At 69.3% G+C, this 15057-nt stretch carries 14 protein-coding genes; 10 read left to right on the top strand and 4 right to left on the bottom strand.

Annotated features, from left to right (window positions below):
- Positions 1 to 6: 6 nt before the first annotated feature.
- A complete protein-coding gene (locus HDR50_RS02960; protein ID WP_291355782.1) occupies positions 7 to 2319 on the bottom strand; it encodes an STT3 domain-containing protein in 2313 nt (770 codons plus the stop codon).
- Positions 2312 to 2929 carry an RsmG family class I SAM-dependent methyltransferase gene (locus HDR50_RS02955; protein WP_291355780.1) on the bottom strand — a complete coding sequence of 206 codons (618 nt, stop codon included), beginning with the start codon at positions 2927 to 2929 and terminating at the stop codon, positions 2312 to 2314. Before HDR50_RS02955 ends, HDR50_RS02960 begins: the two co-directional genes overlap by 8 nt.
- Before the next feature lie 320 nt (positions 2930 to 3249).
- Here HDR50_RS02955 and HDR50_RS02950 point away from each other — a divergent pair, with 320 nt between their 5' ends.
- The 10 genes from HDR50_RS02950 (at position 3250) to HDR50_RS02905 (ending at position 12364) form a co-directional block, all read left to right on the top strand.
- Positions 3250 to 4257 carry an ACP S-malonyltransferase gene (locus HDR50_RS02950; RefSeq protein ID WP_291355778.1) on the top strand — a complete coding sequence of 336 codons (1008 nt, stop codon included), beginning with the start codon at positions 3250 to 3252 and terminating at the stop codon, positions 4255 to 4257.
- 41 nt (positions 4258 to 4298) lie between these two features.
- Positions 4299 to 5960, top strand: a complete 1662-nt coding sequence (gene argS / locus HDR50_RS02945) for an arginine--tRNA ligase (protein WP_291355776.1) — start codon at positions 4299 to 4301, stop codon at positions 5958 to 5960.
- An 11-nt stretch (positions 5961 to 5971) separates the two neighbouring features.
- Positions 5972 to 6919 (top strand): SPOR domain-containing protein, encoded by a 948-nt coding sequence (locus HDR50_RS02940; RefSeq protein ID WP_291355774.1) that lies wholly within the window; start codon positions 5972 to 5974, stop codon positions 6917 to 6919.
- Complete coding sequence (locus tag HDR50_RS02935) at positions 6919 to 7740, top strand: MlaE family lipid ABC transporter permease subunit (RefSeq protein ID WP_291355864.1); 822 nt, start codon at positions 6919 to 6921, stop codon at positions 7738 to 7740. Before HDR50_RS02940 ends, HDR50_RS02935 begins: the two co-directional genes overlap by 1 nt.
- Positions 7741 to 7761: 21 nt before the next feature.
- Positions 7762 to 8577 (top strand): ATP-binding cassette domain-containing protein, encoded by an 816-nt coding sequence (locus HDR50_RS02930; protein ID WP_291355772.1) that lies wholly within the window; start codon positions 7762 to 7764, stop codon positions 8575 to 8577.
- An 85-nt stretch (positions 8578 to 8662) separates the two neighbouring features.
- Complete coding sequence (gene mlaD, locus HDR50_RS02925; protein WP_291355770.1) at positions 8663 to 9115, top strand: outer membrane lipid asymmetry maintenance protein MlaD; 453 nt, start codon at positions 8663 to 8665, stop codon at positions 9113 to 9115.
- Complete coding sequence (locus HDR50_RS02920) at positions 9112 to 9765, top strand: ABC transporter substrate-binding protein (RefSeq protein WP_291355768.1); 654 nt, start codon at positions 9112 to 9114, stop codon at positions 9763 to 9765. Before mlaD ends, HDR50_RS02920 begins: the two co-directional genes overlap by 4 nt.
- Entirely contained in the window at positions 9743 to 10774 is a 1032-nt protein-coding gene (locus HDR50_RS02915; RefSeq protein ID WP_291355766.1) for a VacJ family lipoprotein, read from the top strand. Before HDR50_RS02920 ends, HDR50_RS02915 begins: the two co-directional genes overlap by 23 nt.
- Positions 10755 to 11798 carry an ABC transporter ATP-binding protein gene (locus HDR50_RS02910; RefSeq protein ID WP_291355764.1) on the top strand — a complete coding sequence of 348 codons (1044 nt, stop codon included), beginning with the start codon at positions 10755 to 10757 and terminating at the stop codon, positions 11796 to 11798. Before HDR50_RS02915 ends, HDR50_RS02910 begins: the two co-directional genes overlap by 20 nt.
- Positions 11795 to 12364, top strand: a complete 570-nt coding sequence (locus tag HDR50_RS02905) for a DapH/DapD/GlmU-related protein (protein WP_291355763.1) — start codon at positions 11795 to 11797, stop codon at positions 12362 to 12364. The genes HDR50_RS02910 and HDR50_RS02905 overlap by 4 nt, the downstream gene beginning before the upstream one ends.
- A 65-nt stretch (positions 12365 to 12429) precedes the next feature.
- Here the strand turns inward: HDR50_RS02905 and HDR50_RS02900 are convergent, their stop codons facing one another.
- Together HDR50_RS02900 and ilvC are read right to left on the bottom strand one after the other, a co-directional pair.
- Positions 12430 to 13698 carry a cyclopropane-fatty-acyl-phospholipid synthase gene (locus tag HDR50_RS02900; protein ID WP_291355760.1) on the bottom strand — a complete coding sequence of 423 codons (1269 nt, stop codon included), beginning with the start codon at positions 13696 to 13698 and terminating at the stop codon, positions 12430 to 12432.
- Positions 13699 to 13955: 257 nt separating this feature from the next.
- A complete protein-coding gene (gene ilvC, locus HDR50_RS02895; protein WP_291355758.1) occupies positions 13956 to 14960 on the bottom strand; it encodes a ketol-acid reductoisomerase in 1005 nt (334 codons plus the stop codon).
- Between the last annotated feature and the right edge of the window lie 97 nt (positions 14961 to 15057).

Here is a 15057-nt window from a genome sequence, read left to right as displayed (position 1 = left end):
GGCGACTTAGGGCGTATCGCCCTCCGCCGGGAGCACCTCGTAAATGCGCGCGAACACGTTGTCGTAGACGAGCTTGAAATACGGCGAGATGCGCGGGTCCTGCGGGTCGCAGAGCAAAAGGCGCACCATGAGCGAGCTGAAGATGCCCTCGTCCATGGCGAGTTTTTCGTCGGTCACGCGGTTGAAGAGAAAATGCACGTTGCGCCGCCCGGCGAGGAAGGCCTGCTGCGCCCGCGCGCTGGCGTCGGGGTGCGCGTCGAACCACTCCTGCACATAGTTGCGGCGGATGACGCCGGTCTCGTCAAAGACGGCGATGGAGGCCGGGTAGATGATGCTGCCGCTGTCCATGAGGCGCACTTCGCCGGTCTTGAGCCGGTAGGCCAGCGCCTGCGGCACGATGGAGAGCGCGCCACCCTCGCCGTGGCGGCTGACGAAGTTCCAGTTGCCGAAATTGCTGATCCAGAAGCCCAACCTCAGCATCTCGAAGCTCACCACCACGAATTGCCGCCCGCGCCCGGCCACCAGCGGCGTGGCGGGCGAGCGCAGCCTCTCCATGAGGGCCTGTGCGCCCGCGCCGTCGAGCCCCGCAAAGACCGCGCCCGGCTCGTTGCCGTAGCGCGAGGTCTCGCGGATGACCTGGCGGGCGAAGCGCGGGTTGTCTGTGGCGAAGACCGCGGCGGGGAGATAGAGCGACGGCCCGGCGTGCTGGGCGCCGTCGGCGATGGTGGGGCGCCTCGCGAAATAGTGGGCCGCATAGCCCCAGTCCCACCAGAGCCAGAGGCGCGCGTCCGCCGGCGTGATGGAGCGGGCCTGGGAGAGGGCCGCGGCGTGGCGGCGGTTGATGATCGGCCCTTGCGAGAGCGCGGGGATCATGTGCGCGAAGGGCGCCACGAAGAGCGCCACGGCGAGCACGGCCGCAAGCCAGGCTGCCGGGGCGCCGCGCAGGGCGCGCGGGAGCACGCGCTGCGTGAACCACGCGAGCGGCACCGTGAGCCCGAGGGCCACCACGGGCGCGCCGAACATGACCATCCGGCCGCCGAGCCTGGTGCTCAAAAGCGCCAGCACCGCGAGCGGCAAAAGAAACAGCGTGCCCGGCCGGCGGAAGATGAGGAGCACAAAGCCCGCGAGCCCGGCCACGGCCGCTTCCATCCAAGGGTGGAAATAGGGGAAGAGCGCGGCGAAGCCCAAGTCCTGCACCTCGATGATCGACTGCGCGACAGACGGGTAGACGAGGGCCGCGGCCCCGGCGCCCCGTGCGTCGCCGCTGTGCTTGAGGTAGGCGTTGGCGTGGTTGAGGAGCGTGGTCAGGATCTCGCCGCGCACGAGCAAGAGCCCCACGCAGAGCCAGAGCACGGCGAGCACGCGCGGCTCGAGGAGGAATCGCCGGAGGCCCCGGCCCTCGCCGCCGGCGCTGCCCGGCGCGCGCGCGGCCAGAAGGAGGAGGTCGAAGACGCAGCCCGGGAGGCCGCCGAGCGCCGGCAAGGCATAGGCGAGCGCCCCGAGAAAGAGCGGCCCGCGCCGCCCGCGCGGCCCCAGGACCAGCGCCATGCAGGCGAGGAGCGCCACATTGTAGCGCAAGAGATAGGGAAAGACCGAATGCCATTCCTGCGCCCACCAGGAGAGCAGGCCCGAAAGCCCGAGCAGGATGGTCCACAGGGGCCTGAGCGGGTCGCCGGGCCGGAGGGCGTCCGGCAAGGGCATTTCCGGGCGCTGGGGGGCATCAGGCGCCCCGCGCCGCAGCAGGGCCTTCACGCCGGCGCCGGGCGCGCGCAGACGGCGGAGCACCATCTGCGGCAGCAGCATGTAGCGCATGGCCCAGCAGGCCGGGGCCAGGGTCATGAGCAGGGGGAAGAACAGGGTCACGAGGTCGGTGTCATAATAGCCGAGCAGGGTGCGCGCGAGAAAGCCGGGCGCGAGGCTCGCCACGAGCCCGGCGGCCACGCCGGCCTGCATGTTCCCGAGGGCCCAGGCCCAGAGAAAGACGATGCCGGCCACGAGGCTCGCCAGCACCGCCGGGAACCAGAAAGCCGTCACCGCGGGCGGCGTGCCCGTGATGCCGGCCACGAGGCGCAGCATCTCGGCCATGGGGTGGTCCACGGCGAGGCCGAAGCCCTCGGCCCCGGCCACCCAGTGATAGGCATCGTGCGTGGCCAGAAGCATCTCCCCGCCGAGGCGGTATTCGGGGTTCTGCCACGAGGGCCATTCCAGCATCCTGAGGCCGAAGGCGAGGCCCACGGTGAGGAGGAAGCAGGTGAGGCCGCCAGCCCAGTGGCGCAGGGCGCGCGGGCGCGCAGTGAGGGAGGCGGCGTTATCAGGCATGGGCGCCCTTCCCGGGGGCCGCGCCGCTCCCGGTGCTGTCTTCGCGCCTGATGGCCCAGAGCCAGCGCCGGTTTCCGTCCACCGTATACGCCCGCTCGGCGAGCAGGCGCCACGGCGCCGGGAGCTCACCGCAGGGGCCGGCGCCGAAAATGATGATGACACCGCCCGGCGCGAGGCCCGGGGCGCAGAAGGCGGGCAGCTTCTCCCACGGCATGAAGGCCCGGGAGAGGATGATGTCCGCCCCGCGGGGGCGCTCCGTGAAGAGCCGTTCGGCGGGCCCGCGCCAGACCGCCGTGCGCGGGAGGTCGAGCTTGGCAAGCGCGTTGGCGAGAAAGAGGGCGCGCTTTTCGCGCACTTCCGCGAGGGTATATTCCCCCCGCTCCCAGAGCATGCGCAGGGGGATGCCGGGGAGGCCCCCGCCGGCGCCGAGGTCCCACACGCGCGGGCCGCCCGTCGGGTTGCCCCGGCCTGCGGCGTCCACGGCCTCCGCGAGCGGGCCGGAGGAGAGGAAGGCGGCGAGCTCGAAACTGTCNGGGATGAGNCGNTNGAGGATGTCCTCNGGGCGGCNNGCGCCCGTNAGGTTGATGGCGCCGTTCCAGNCGGCGAGCATGTCNGCNTACAGGCCCACGCGNNCGGGNAGNGCNTCGAGCAGGGCCNNGGGCGTGNNCGCNNCAAGCTCCGGNGGGAGGAGCCGGGCCAGCGTTTCCGGCGCGGGCCGGAAGGGCGCGGCGGCGCCGGCCGNNGCCGGTGCGGGCTNTTTCTGGGCGCGGCGTTGCGCCATGNNGCCTCCGNGANGCTCCCCGCCAGTCTGCGGGGNNCNTGCTTCCGGNCCTGTGATAGCCCGGCGAGACAGCGCTTGCAAGCCCCGGCCCGATGGCGTAGAAAAAAGCGCNTAGACTGCGGGACTGCCGCATTTTTTCGGAGCCTGACATGACACATGCACAGACCGTGGANGCCACGCCCGTGGAGGCCGCGCCCGACTGCGGGCGNCCGGCCCTGATCTTCGCCGGCCAGGGCTCGCAGATGGCGGGCATGGGCCGCGACCTCGCNGANGCGAGCCCCGAGGCCATGGACTANTGGAAAGAGGCCGAGCGCNTNAGCGGCCTTCCCNTGCGCGAGATCTACTGGGAGGGCGACGAGGCCGNNATGAGCGACACCCGCGCNCTCCAGCCCGCGCTCACCGTGGTCAACGGCAATCTCTGGCGCGCNCTTTCCAGCCGNCTCGGGCCTTCNTTCACGCCTTTCGCCGCNGCNGGCCACAGCCTCGGCGAATACAGCGCGCTCGCGGCCGCGGGCGTGCTCTCGCCCAANAGCGTGCTCGAGATCACCTCNCTGCGNGGGCGCCTCATGGCCGAGGCCGACCCNGAGGGCANGGGCGCCATGGCGGCCATCGTCAAGCTGGACATGGACGCGGTGGNCGCCCTCGTGGCCGAGGCCGCGGCCGAGANCGGCGCCCTNCTTGTGGCGGCCAANCGCAACACCCCGCAGCAGACCGTGGTGAGCGGCGCNCGCGAGGCCGTGGCGCTCGCCGTGCAAAAGGCGAAAGAGCGCAAGGGCCGCGGNGTGGAGCTCAAGGTGAGCGGCGCCTTNCACAGCCCCATGATGGAGGAGGCCAACCGCGAGCTCGCGCCCCTGCTCGAAAAGACCGAGTGGCACACGCCGCGCTTTCCCGTNTACTGCAATGTGGACGGCAAGCCCGTGCACGACGCGGAAGGCGCCAAGAAGAGCCTGCTTCGGCAGATGGTCACGCCGGTCTTCTGGGTGGACCTCATCCGCAATCTCTACCTCGCCGGCGTGCGCTGGTGGATGGAGATCAGCCCCCGCGCCGTGCTCGGCAAGATGGTGGGGCCGTCCATGGCCGGCATNGCCGCNCAGAGCGAGAACCTGCGCGTGGACCTCATCGANTCCCTCACGGGCATCCTCAACTATGCCATGTAATACCTTCCCGNCANGCCGGGGAGCCCATCCGGGGCCACGCCATGCGCGCCGCTGACACGTTGCGCGCCGCCATCGAAGCGGCGCTGAAGGAACTGGANCTTCCCCTGCCCGACAAGCTCGTGGTGGAGCCCCCGCGCGAGGCNANGCACGGCGACCTCTCCACCAANGCGGCCATGCTGCTCGCCAGGGCGGCGAAGCGCAACCCGCGCGANCTGGGGGAGGCCCTGGCCGAACGCCTGNCCGCGCTCTGCCCGGANATCGAGCGCGTGGAGGTGGCNGGCCCGGGCTTTTGCAATGTCACNTTCAGGCCCGAATTCTGGCGGCGCGCCGTGACCGANGTGGAGGCCCNGGGCGACGCCTANGGCANGAGCNACGCCGGCAAGGGNCGCAAGGTGCTCGTGGAATTCGTNTCCGCCAANCCCACCGGGCCGCTCCATGTGGGNCACGGGCGNGGCGCCGCCGTNGGCGACACCCTGGCGCGCCTGCTNNANGCCACCGGGCACGACGTGGGGAGGGAATACTACCTCAACGACGCGGGCCGACAGATGCGCCTGCTCGGCCTTTCGGTGTGGCTCAGGNTGCNGGAGCTCGCGGGCAAGCCCGTCACCTTNCCCGAGGACTGGTANCGCGGGGACTATATCCGCGANCTNGCGGCCGAATTGCTCANNAAGGAGCCGGAGCTCGCCGATGCCCCGGAGGACGAGGCCCGNGCNCGNTGCGGCGAATANGCNGTNGANNAGATCCTCGCCGGNATCAAGNAGGACCTCACGGACTTNCGCGTGGAGTTCGGGGAGGGGGACTATTTCTCCGAAAAAAGCCTCGTGGACAAGGGCGCCGTNGANGCNGCCTTCGCGGCGCTGAAAGAGGCCGGCTACACNTATGANAAGGACGGCGCCCTGTGGTTCGCCACNACGCGCCTCGGGGACGACAAGGACCGGGTGNTGCGCAAGTCCGACGGGAGCCTCACCTATTTCGCCTCGGACATCGCCTACCATCACGACAAGTACNGCCGCGGCTACCGCTGGCTCGTGGATGTNTGGGGCGCNGACCANCANGGCTACATCCCGCGCATGCGCGCGGCCGTGGCCGCCATGGGCGAGCCGGAAGAGAGCTTCGACGTGGTGCTCATCCAGCTCGTCAACCTGCTCAGGGACGGGAAGCTCGTGAGCATGTCCACGCGCGCGGGCGAATTCGTGACCCTGCGGGAAGTGCTGGACGAAGTGGGGCCCGACGCGGCGCGCTTCCTCTTTCTCTCGCGCAAGAGCGACAGCCCGCTGGACTTCGACCTCGAGCTCGCCAAGCAGCGCAATCTCGACAACCCGGTCTACTATGTGCAGTACGCGCACGCGCGCGTGAGCTCGCTGTTGCGGCGCGCGGCCGACCAGGGCCTGACCCTGCCGGAGCGCATGGACGAGGCCGCCCTCGCCCTGCTGGACACCCCGGAAGACCTGGCCCTGCTCCGGCAAATGGCCACGTTTGAGGATACCGTCGCCCAGGCGGCGGAGCACCTGGCGCCGCATCATCTGAGCCGCTATCTCATGGAGCTCGCCGGGCTGCTCCACGGCTATTACGCGAAGCACCAGATCCTGCTCCCCGATGACCGGCCCCGCGCCGCCGCACGGCTCGCCCTGTTGCGCGCCGTGGCCCGGACGCTCAAGAACGGCCTCGACCTTCTGGGCGTGAGCGCGCCGGACAGCATGTAGCGGCGGACGGCATGGCCCTGCCCCTGCGCAAAATCTTCCAGAAAAACCTGCTCCCGGGCGCGGAGTCGGCCGCCGGGGCGCGGCCGCAGGAAGGCGCGAGGGCGCCCGTGCGCGAGGGGCGCTCGGGCGGGCGCCGCAGGACGCTCGACCTTTCCGGGGCCGCGGCCGCGGCCCTCGGCCTTGCGCTGGTGGCCGCCGTGGGCTGGGCCTTCTTCATGGGCTATCTTGTGGGCCGCGGCGAACACCCCGAGCGCAGCGTGGAGAGCGTGGCCGGGCTGCTCAGGCCCGGCGCGCCGTCAAAAACCGGGGAGGCGCCGCGCAACGCGCCCCTGCCCGGCGAGGAAGTGCTGCTCGAAGCGGCTACGCCCGCCGCGCCCGAAAGTGCGCCGGCCCCGGCCAGCGGGGCCGCCCGGCAGGGCGCGCCGGAGGCGGCGCCCGAGACTCCTCCGCAAGCCGTAGCCCCCGCAGCCCCGGCACCTGCCGAAACGGGGAGCGCGGCTTCCGCCTATCCCTTCAATCGCCCCCAGGGCGAAAGCCTCGCCGCCTGGGGCATCAGCCCGGAAGGGACACCGGCGCCCCGCCCCGCGCCCGCCGCGCCCGGAGAGGCGGCGCAAAAACCGGCAGCACAGGCCGCGGCGTCCGCGCAACCTCGAAAGGCCGCGCCCCCACCCGCGCCCGCTGAACCGCGTTTCGACTATCTCTTCCAGGCCGCGGCCTTCAAGGGCCCCGTGGACGCGGAGCGCCTGCGCGGGCGCCTCGCGGCCGCGGGCCTGCGCGCGAGCGTGCGTCAGAGCGGCAAGGTGCGCCTCGTGCTCGTTTCCCTGCGCGGCACCGCGCAGGAGGCGCAGAAGGTCAGGGGGCAGCTTTCCGGCATGGGGCTCGGCCGGCCCATCCAGCTCGAAAAAAAGCCGGTGGCGGAAAAAACGGGCGGCAAGGGCCGCCGCAGGAGCGCGCCATGATGCCGGAACGCACGCAAAAAGGCCCCTTGGCGGGCTTCCTGCGCCTCGCGCGCGCTCTGGGCGCGGGCACGCTTCGCGGCGTGGACGCCGTGGGCGGCATGGCCATCTTCATGGCGGCCGGCATCTGCCAGATCTTCACCAATATCCGCATCCTCCCGCGCACGGTGCGCCAGCTCTACGTCATCGGCTACCAGTCGCTTTTCGTCATCCTGCTCATCGGCATCTTTTGCGGCATGGTGCTCGGGCTTCAGGGCTATTACACCCTTGTCCAGTTCGGCTCCGTGGGGCTGCTCGGTTCCGCCGTGTCGCTTACCCTCATCCGCGAGCTCGGGCCGGTGCTCACGGCCATCATGCTCACGGGCCGCGCCGGCTCGGCCATGGCCGCGGAGATCGGCGTCATGCGCATCACCGACCAGGTGGACGCGCTGGACGTGATGGACATCAATTCCATGGGCTATCTCGTGAGCCCGCGCATCCTGGCCTCGCTCATCTCCTTCCCGCTGCTCACGGCCATCTTCGATGTCATCGGCATCGTGGGCGGCTACCTCACGGGCGTGTGCATGCTCGGCATCAACGAGGGCGTCTATTTTTACAAGATCGGCCACGCCGTGACCATGAGCGACGTTTCCGGGGGCTTCATCAAGGCCCTCGTGTTCGGCCTCCTGGTCTCCACGGTGTGCTGCCATCAGGGCTACTGCGCGCACCTCAGGCGCGACAGCGTGGGCCCCGAGGCCGTGGGCAACGCCACCACCTCGGCGGTGGTCATTTCCTGCGTGCTCATCCTCGCGGCCGACTATGTGTTGACCTCCTTTTTGCTCTAGGGCGCAACGGAGCCGGATGCCATGGACGCCTGGGACATCGAGTTTCACGACCTCACCGTGGGCTACGGCGCCACGGCCGTACTGAAGGACATCAACGCGACGCTCCCCGCCGGCAAGGTCTCGGTGATCCTCGGCGGCTCGGGCTGCGGCAAGTCCACGCTTTTGCGCCACATCATCGGCCTCTCGCGGCCCATACGGGGCGAGATCCTCATCGGCGGCCATGACCTCTTCAGGCTTGACCGCCGGGCCTTCCGCCGGGTGCGCCGGCGCATGGGCGTGCTCTTCCAGGATGGGGCGCTTTTGGGCGCGCTCACCCTGGCGCAAAACGTGGCGCTTCCGCTCAGCGAGCATCTGCGCCTCCCCAGGCGCCTGTTGCGCGAGGCGGCCCTGCGCGTGCTCGCCATGGTGGGGCTCGACAGCTTCGCCGACTATTACCCGAACCAGCTTTCCGGCGGCATGCGCAAACGCGCGGGCCTCGCGCGGGCCATCATCGCCGAGCCGCGCGTGCTGCTCTGCGACGAGCCCACCTCGGGCCTCGACCCCATCACCGCCGTGCGCATGGACGACCTCCTGCTCTCCCTGCACGCGGAATACGCGGAAATGACCCTCGTGGTGGTGAGCCACGACCTCGCCAGCCTCAAGCGCATCGCGGACTATGTGCTCGTGCTGCGCGACGGCGCGGCCGTGTTCGCGGGCAGCCTCGCCGAGCTGGAAAAAAGCGGCGACCCGTATCTGCGCCAGTTCCTCAACCGCGAGGCCGGCCCCGAGGAGCTTGCGCTCCAAAAGCCGCCGAACCCGGAAGTGCGCGCCGCACTCGAAAAATGGCTGCGTTCGTGAGCCGGGGCGCATTGACACCCGCCCGGGCGCCCGCTAGCATGGAGCGTTCCGAGCCTTTCCGTCCTCCATGGAGAACCTGCGCCGCATGAACAGCTTTCGTGAAACCGCAGTGGGCATCTTCGTCATCCTGGGCCTGCTCTGCGTGGCCTGGCTCACCATCAAGCTCGGCCGCATGGAGCTTTTCTCGCAGAAGGGCTTTGAGCTTTCCGCGCGCTTTGACTCGGCCTCGGGCCTGCGCGCCGGCGCGGACGTGGAGCTCGCGGGCGTGCCCGTGGGCCGGGTGGTGAGCATCCGCCTCGACCCGGATCCCATGCACAGCCAGGCCATCGTGGAGCTTCGGCTCGACCATGACCTTCAGCTCTCCGACGACAGCATGGCCTCCATCAAGACGAGCGGCCTCATCGGCGACAAATACGTGAGCCTGTCGCGCGGCGGCTCGGAGACCATGCTCGAGCCCGGCGGCACCATCACCGAGACGGAATCGCCCATGGATCTTGAATCGCTCATCAGCAAATACGCCTTCGGAGGTGTGAAATGAGACTGGCCTTCCCGTGGCGGCGCGGTCTTGCGCCGGCCTTCCCCCTGCTGGCGGCGTTTTTACTGGCGGCGCTCTTCACGGCGGGGCACGCCCTCGCGGCCGACCCCGGGCCGCGCCAGACGCTGGAGACGGCCATCACCCGCGTCATGGAGGAAATCAAGAACCCGGACTGGGTGAACCCGGCCACGCGCGGCCCCCTGCGCCAGCGCATCGAGGACGAGGTCTACCACGCCTTTGATTTCGGCGAATTTTCCTCGCGCACCGTGGGGCCCCGCTGGCGCTCCTTCACGCCGGAGCAGAAAAAGCGCTTCAGCCAGGCCTTCGCCGACCTTCTGCTCAACACCTATCTCAACAAGATCACGGGCTATAATGGCGAGCAGGTGGCCTATACCGGCGAGACGGCCTCGCAGGACGGCAAGCGCGTCGAGGTGCGCACCGTCGTCACCATGAAGGACGGCAAGAAGACCCCGGTGAATTACCGCATGCTGCCCAAGGACGGCTCGTGGCGGGTGTATGATGTCATCATCGAGAACATCAGCCTCGTGAAGAACTACCGCACCCAGTTCCAGGACATCCTCAACAGCGCCACGCCCGACCAGCTCATCGCGCGGGTGATGGAAAAAGCCAATGAAGTGCGCGCGCAGCAATAGCCCCCGCGGCCTTTGCCGGCCGCTGCCTGTCCGGCCCGCGCTGGCGGCGCTCGCCCTGTGCGCGCTCTGCCTGTGCTTCGCACCAGCCGCGTGGGCGGACGGCGAGGGCGGCGTCAGCATGGGCAACGCGCCGGCCTCCGCCACGGCGCCCGAGGCAGGCATCCGCCCCGTGTTCGTGCCGGCGGGGGCTCCCGAAAGCGCGGCCGGCCCCACGGCCCAGGCCGCGGCCTTGGCCCCGCGCCTTGCGCAGACCTCCACCGCGGCGGGCGTGGGCCCCTTCGCGCCCTCGGTGGTCTATGCCGGCGGCGCGGCCCTGCCCGAGGGCGCCATCACCGTGCATCCCGACGGGGACGCGCAGACAGCGGACAATCTTGACGACTACGACGACGAGCCGGTGGCGAGCATCGCCGACCCCATCGAGCCGTGGAACCGCTTCTGGTTCCATTTCAACGACATCTTCTTCATGTATATCGCCAAGCCCGCCTATACGGGCTGGACGTGGCTCGTGCCCGAGTGCTTCAGGAGCGGCCTGAGCAACTTCTTCCACAACCTGCTCTTCCCCACGCGCTTCATCAACAGCCTGCTCCAATTCCGCTTTTTCGAGGCCGGGGTGGAGTTCGGCCGCTTCATGATGAACACCATGTCGAGCGCTGGCTTCGCCAATGTGGCGAAAAACAAAAAGACCATCGTGCCCGTGGACCCCTCGGGCGAGGATTTCGGCCAGACCCTCGGGCGCTGGGGCTTCGGGCAGGGCTTCTACGTGGTCTGGCCCTTCATCGGCCCGAGCTCGCTGCGCGACACCATCGGCCGCATTGGCGACTATTTCACCGACCCGCTCTTCTATGTGCGGCCATGGGAGCTTTCCACCGGCGCGGAAGTGGGCTTCCGCTTCAATGACCTTGGTGACGTGCTGCCCACCTATGAAGACCTGAAGACCATCGCGGTGGACCCTTACCTTGCCATGCGCGAGGCCTACGTCAACTACCGCAATGCCCAGGTCAGGCGCTGAGGCCGCGGGGGCGCCGGGCGCGGCTGGCGCCGGCCGGCCACCGCTCCAGCCCCTCCTCAAACTGGACGGGCTTTCGGTCCACTTCCTCTCAGGGGGGCAGCTGCTCCCGGCCGTGCGCGGCATCGACCTCGAGGTGCCCCCCGGCGGCATCACCTGCCTCGTGGGCGAATCCGGCTGCGGCAAGAGCCTTGCTGCACGCTCGGTGCTCAGGCTCACGCCCGAGGGGGCGGTGCTCGGCGGGCGCGTGCTGCTGGACGGCGAAGATCTGCTCACCCTTTCCGAGCGCGCCCTGCGCGGCATCCGCGGGCGCCGCGTGGGCATGATCTTCCAGGAGCCCATGACCTCGCTCAACCCCGTCTTGCGCGTGGGCGTGCAGACGGCAGAGCCTTTGCGGCTGCACCTCGGCATGGGCCGCGCCGAGGCCCGGCGCGAGGTGGTGCGTCTCTTCACCGAGGTGGGCATCCCGGCGCCGGAAAGCCGCTATGACGACTATCCGCACCAGCTTTCCGGCGGCATGCGCCAGCGCGTGATGATTGCCATGGCGCTCGCCTGCGGGCCCGAGCTTTTGCTGGCCGACGAGCCCACCACGGCCCTTGACGCCACCATCCAGGGCCAGATCCTGCGCCTCATCCGCAGTCGCAGCCGCGAGCGCGGCATGGCGGTCCTGCTCATCACCCACGACCTCGGCGTGGTGGCCGACATGGCGGACACCGTGGGCGTCATGTATGCCGGCATGCTGGTGGAGCGCGCGCCCGCGCGCGAGCTCTTCGCCCGGCCGCTGCATCCCTACACGCGCGGGCTCATGGCGGCGGCGCCGGGCCGCGCCTCCCTGGGGGCGGAGCGGCTGCCCACCATCCCGGGCACGGTGCCGGCCCTGGCGGACATGCCGCCCGGCTGTCCCTTTCAACCCCGCTGCGCCGAGGCTTTGCCCCGCTGCGCCGAAATGGCGCCCCCCATGCGGAGCGAAGGCGGCCACGGCGTGGCCTGCTGGCGCGTCACACGAGAAGGAGAACGCACACCATGATGGATCTGCAGGAACTGCTCGCCCACCTTGCCGCCGGCAAGGATCTTGTGGTCGGCACCGAGGCCTATGCGTGCATGGAGCACTATTCGGACGAGGCGCGCCGCATCACCGGCGACCTCAACAACGGCTACCGGCCCATGGCCGAGGTCCGCGTGCTCATGGCGCGGCTCACCGGCCAGCCCCTTGACGAGAGCTTCCGCATGTTCCCGCCCTTTTATTCGGATTTCGGCAAGAACATCCGCATCGGCAAGCGCGTGTTCATCAATGCCTGCTGCTGCTTCCAGGACCAGGGCGGCATCACCCTGGGCGACGGCGTCTTCGTGGGCCACAATGTGCTCATGGCGACCATCAACCACGGCCTGCGCAGGGAAGACCGGCTCACCCACGAGCTCGCGCCCATCGTGGTGGAGGATGATGTCTGGATCGGCTCGGGCGCCATCCTTTTGCCCGGCGTTCGCATCGGCGCCGGCGCCGTGGTGGCCGCCGGGGCGGTGGTACGCTCCGATGTGGCGCCCGGCACCGTGGCCGGCGGCGTGCCCGCGCGCACGCTCAAGGAGATTGGCTAGGAGCGGGAGCGGGCGCCGGCGCCCAGACGGCGACCCGCCGCGGCGAAGGGTACGTTCCCTTTGCCTCAGCGTACCCCCTCATAGCCGCCGGCCACGCCCTCGGGGCTGAGGATGATCTGCCAGAGCTCAATATCGCGGCAGCGGAAGGCGGCCGCGCAGGTGAGCAGGTAATAGCGGAACATGCGGGCCTCGGCCTCCGTGAGGTCGAAGGCGCCTGCGCGCAGCCCCTCCTCGAACCGTTCGTGCCAGGCCATGAGCGTGGGGTCATAGTCCGCGCCAAGATTGTGGCAATCCTCGAGCACGAAGAGCCCGTGGCAGGCCCGGACGATGGCGTCCAGCGTGGGGAGCTGGCCGTTGGGGAAAATGTAGCGCGAGATCCAGGGGTCGCAGCCGGCCCGCTGCGAAATCGAGCCGATGGTATGCAGCAGGAAGAGCCCGTCGGGCTTGAGCAGGCCCCGGGCGGTGCGGAAATAGCGCCGATAGTTCTTGCGGCCCACATGCTCGAACATGCCGACGGACACGCTGCGGTCAAATTCGCCGCGCAATTCGCGGTAATCGCCCAAAATCCAGGTGAGGCGCCCGGGGGGCACGGGGCCGGCCGGCGCAAGCTCCTGCCGCTTGGCCCATTCTATCTGGTGGCGGGAGATGGAGATGCCCGTGACATGGCAGCCGTAGTTGCGGGCCATGTAGCGCGCGAGGCTCCCCCAGCCGCAGCCGATGTCCAGCACCTCCATGCCCGGTTCAAGCTGGAGCTTTTGGCAGATGAGCTCCATCTTGGCGTTTTGCGCGGCTTCAAGAAGCGCCCCCGGCTGCTCAGGGTAGCAGGCGGGGAGCATATCCGGGCTCACGTCAGGCCCGGCCGCCGGCCTCCCGTCCCGGGCCGTGCCGCGGGCGCGCTTCTTTTGCCTGACCTCCTCAAGGCCCGACCACCAGGCGCAGGAATAGTTCATGTTGGGGCCCAGCATGGCCTCAAAAAGCTCGTTGCCGAAGTCATAGTGCCGCCGGGCGACCATGGGCGCGCGCCGGCGGGACTGCATGTTGAAGAGGGTGTGGCGCAGGGCCAGCGCGAGCGTGGTGAGGTTGCGGCTCACCTTGTTTTCCAGCCCGGCGCTGATGGCGCGGGCGAACATGCGGTCCAGCGCCTCGCAGTGCCACCAGCCTTCCATGTAGGCCTCGCCGGCGCCAAGGGTGCCGGCCTTGGCCACGCGGTCAAAGAGGCGCTCGTCGTGCACGCGGATGTCAAAGGGGCGGCCGCCGTCAAGGCGGATATCCGCATGGGCCAGCAATTCCTCCACCCATTGGCGGGCACGCCGATTCTCGGAATATCCTTTCATGGCAAAGCTCCCGAAGGCTCGGGCAGTGAGCGGAAAAGCCTGTTTGCGCGGGCGCCGGCGGAAGCTGACACCTCCCCAGGTGCGGGCGCGGGAAAGATGCAGCTCCCGGCCACAGTTTTGGTGTAGGCCTCCCCACACGCCAAGTCAACGGAGGGCAACGGCGGGGCACCGGCAAGGCGCGCGGGAGAGCTTTTTGACAAAAAAGGGAGCCTTGCGGCTCCCTTTCCTGTCTGGACGGGCGTTGAACGGCGGGGAAGTTAATCCTTCTTGCCGTCCTTCTTGAGCCAGGTCATCATGCCGCGCAGTTCCTTGCCGACCTTCTCGATCTGCTTCTCGGACTCGTTCTTGCGCGTGGTGAGGAACATGGGATAGCCGGCGCGGGCCTCGAGGATGAAGTCGCGCGCGAACTTGCCGCTCTGGATGTCCTTGAGCACGCGCTTCATCTCGTCCTTCACGGCCTGGTTGATGAGGCGCGGGCCCGAAACATAGTCGCCGTATTCGGCGGTGTTGCTGATGGAATAGCGCATGCGCGCGAGGCCGCCTTCGTAGAGCAGGTCCACGATGAGCTTCATTTCGTGCAGGCACTCGAAATACGCCATTTCCGGCTGGTAGCCGGCCTCCACCAGGGTCTCGAAGCCGGCCTGGATGAGCGCGGCGAGGCCGCCGCAGAGCACGGCCTGCTCGCCGAAGAGGTCGGTCTCGGTCTCTTCGCGGAAGGTGGTCTCGATGACGCCGGAGCGCGTGCCGCCAATGCCCTTGGCATAGGCGAGCGCGGTCTCAAGGGCCTTGCCCGTGGCGTCCTGCTCGATGGCCACGAGGCAGGGCACGCCGCCGCCCTCGCTGAAGGTGCGGCGCACGAGGTGGCCCGGGCCCTTGGGCGCGATGAGGAAGACATCCACGTCCTTGGGCGGCTGGATCTGGCCGAAATGGATGTTGAAGCCGTGCGCGAAGAGCAGCGCCTTGCCCGGGGTGAGGTTGGGCTTGATGTCCTCCTCATAGACCTTGGCCTGCACCTCGTCGGGCACGAGCACCATGATGAGGTCGGCCTGCTTGGCGGCCTCGGCGGCGGACACGGGCTCGAAGCCGTGCTCCTTGGCGAGGTCATAATTGGGGCTGCCCGGGCGCTGGCCGATCACCACCTTCACGCCGGAATCGCGCAGGTTCTGCGCGTGGGCGTGGCCCTGGCTGCCGTAGCCGATGATGGCCACGGTCTTGTCCTTGAGGGCGCCTAAGTCCGCATCCTTGTCGTAATACACTTTCATGGCTTCTTTCCTTTGCTGCATGGGCTGCTGGAGAGGTGCGCGGGGCCGCCGCGACGGGGAACCTCCTTTTTTGTCCCGGCGCGGCCTTTTGTCAAGC

Origin of the sequence: Desulfovibrio sp., from assembly GCF_014803725.1 — a bacterium.
Taxonomy (GTDB): domain Bacteria; phylum Desulfobacterota; class Desulfovibrionia; order Desulfovibrionales; family Desulfovibrionaceae; genus Desulfovibrio.
The sequence above is the reverse complement of the archived record's forward strand: the minus strand, read 5'-3'. Positions and strand labels throughout refer to the sequence as shown.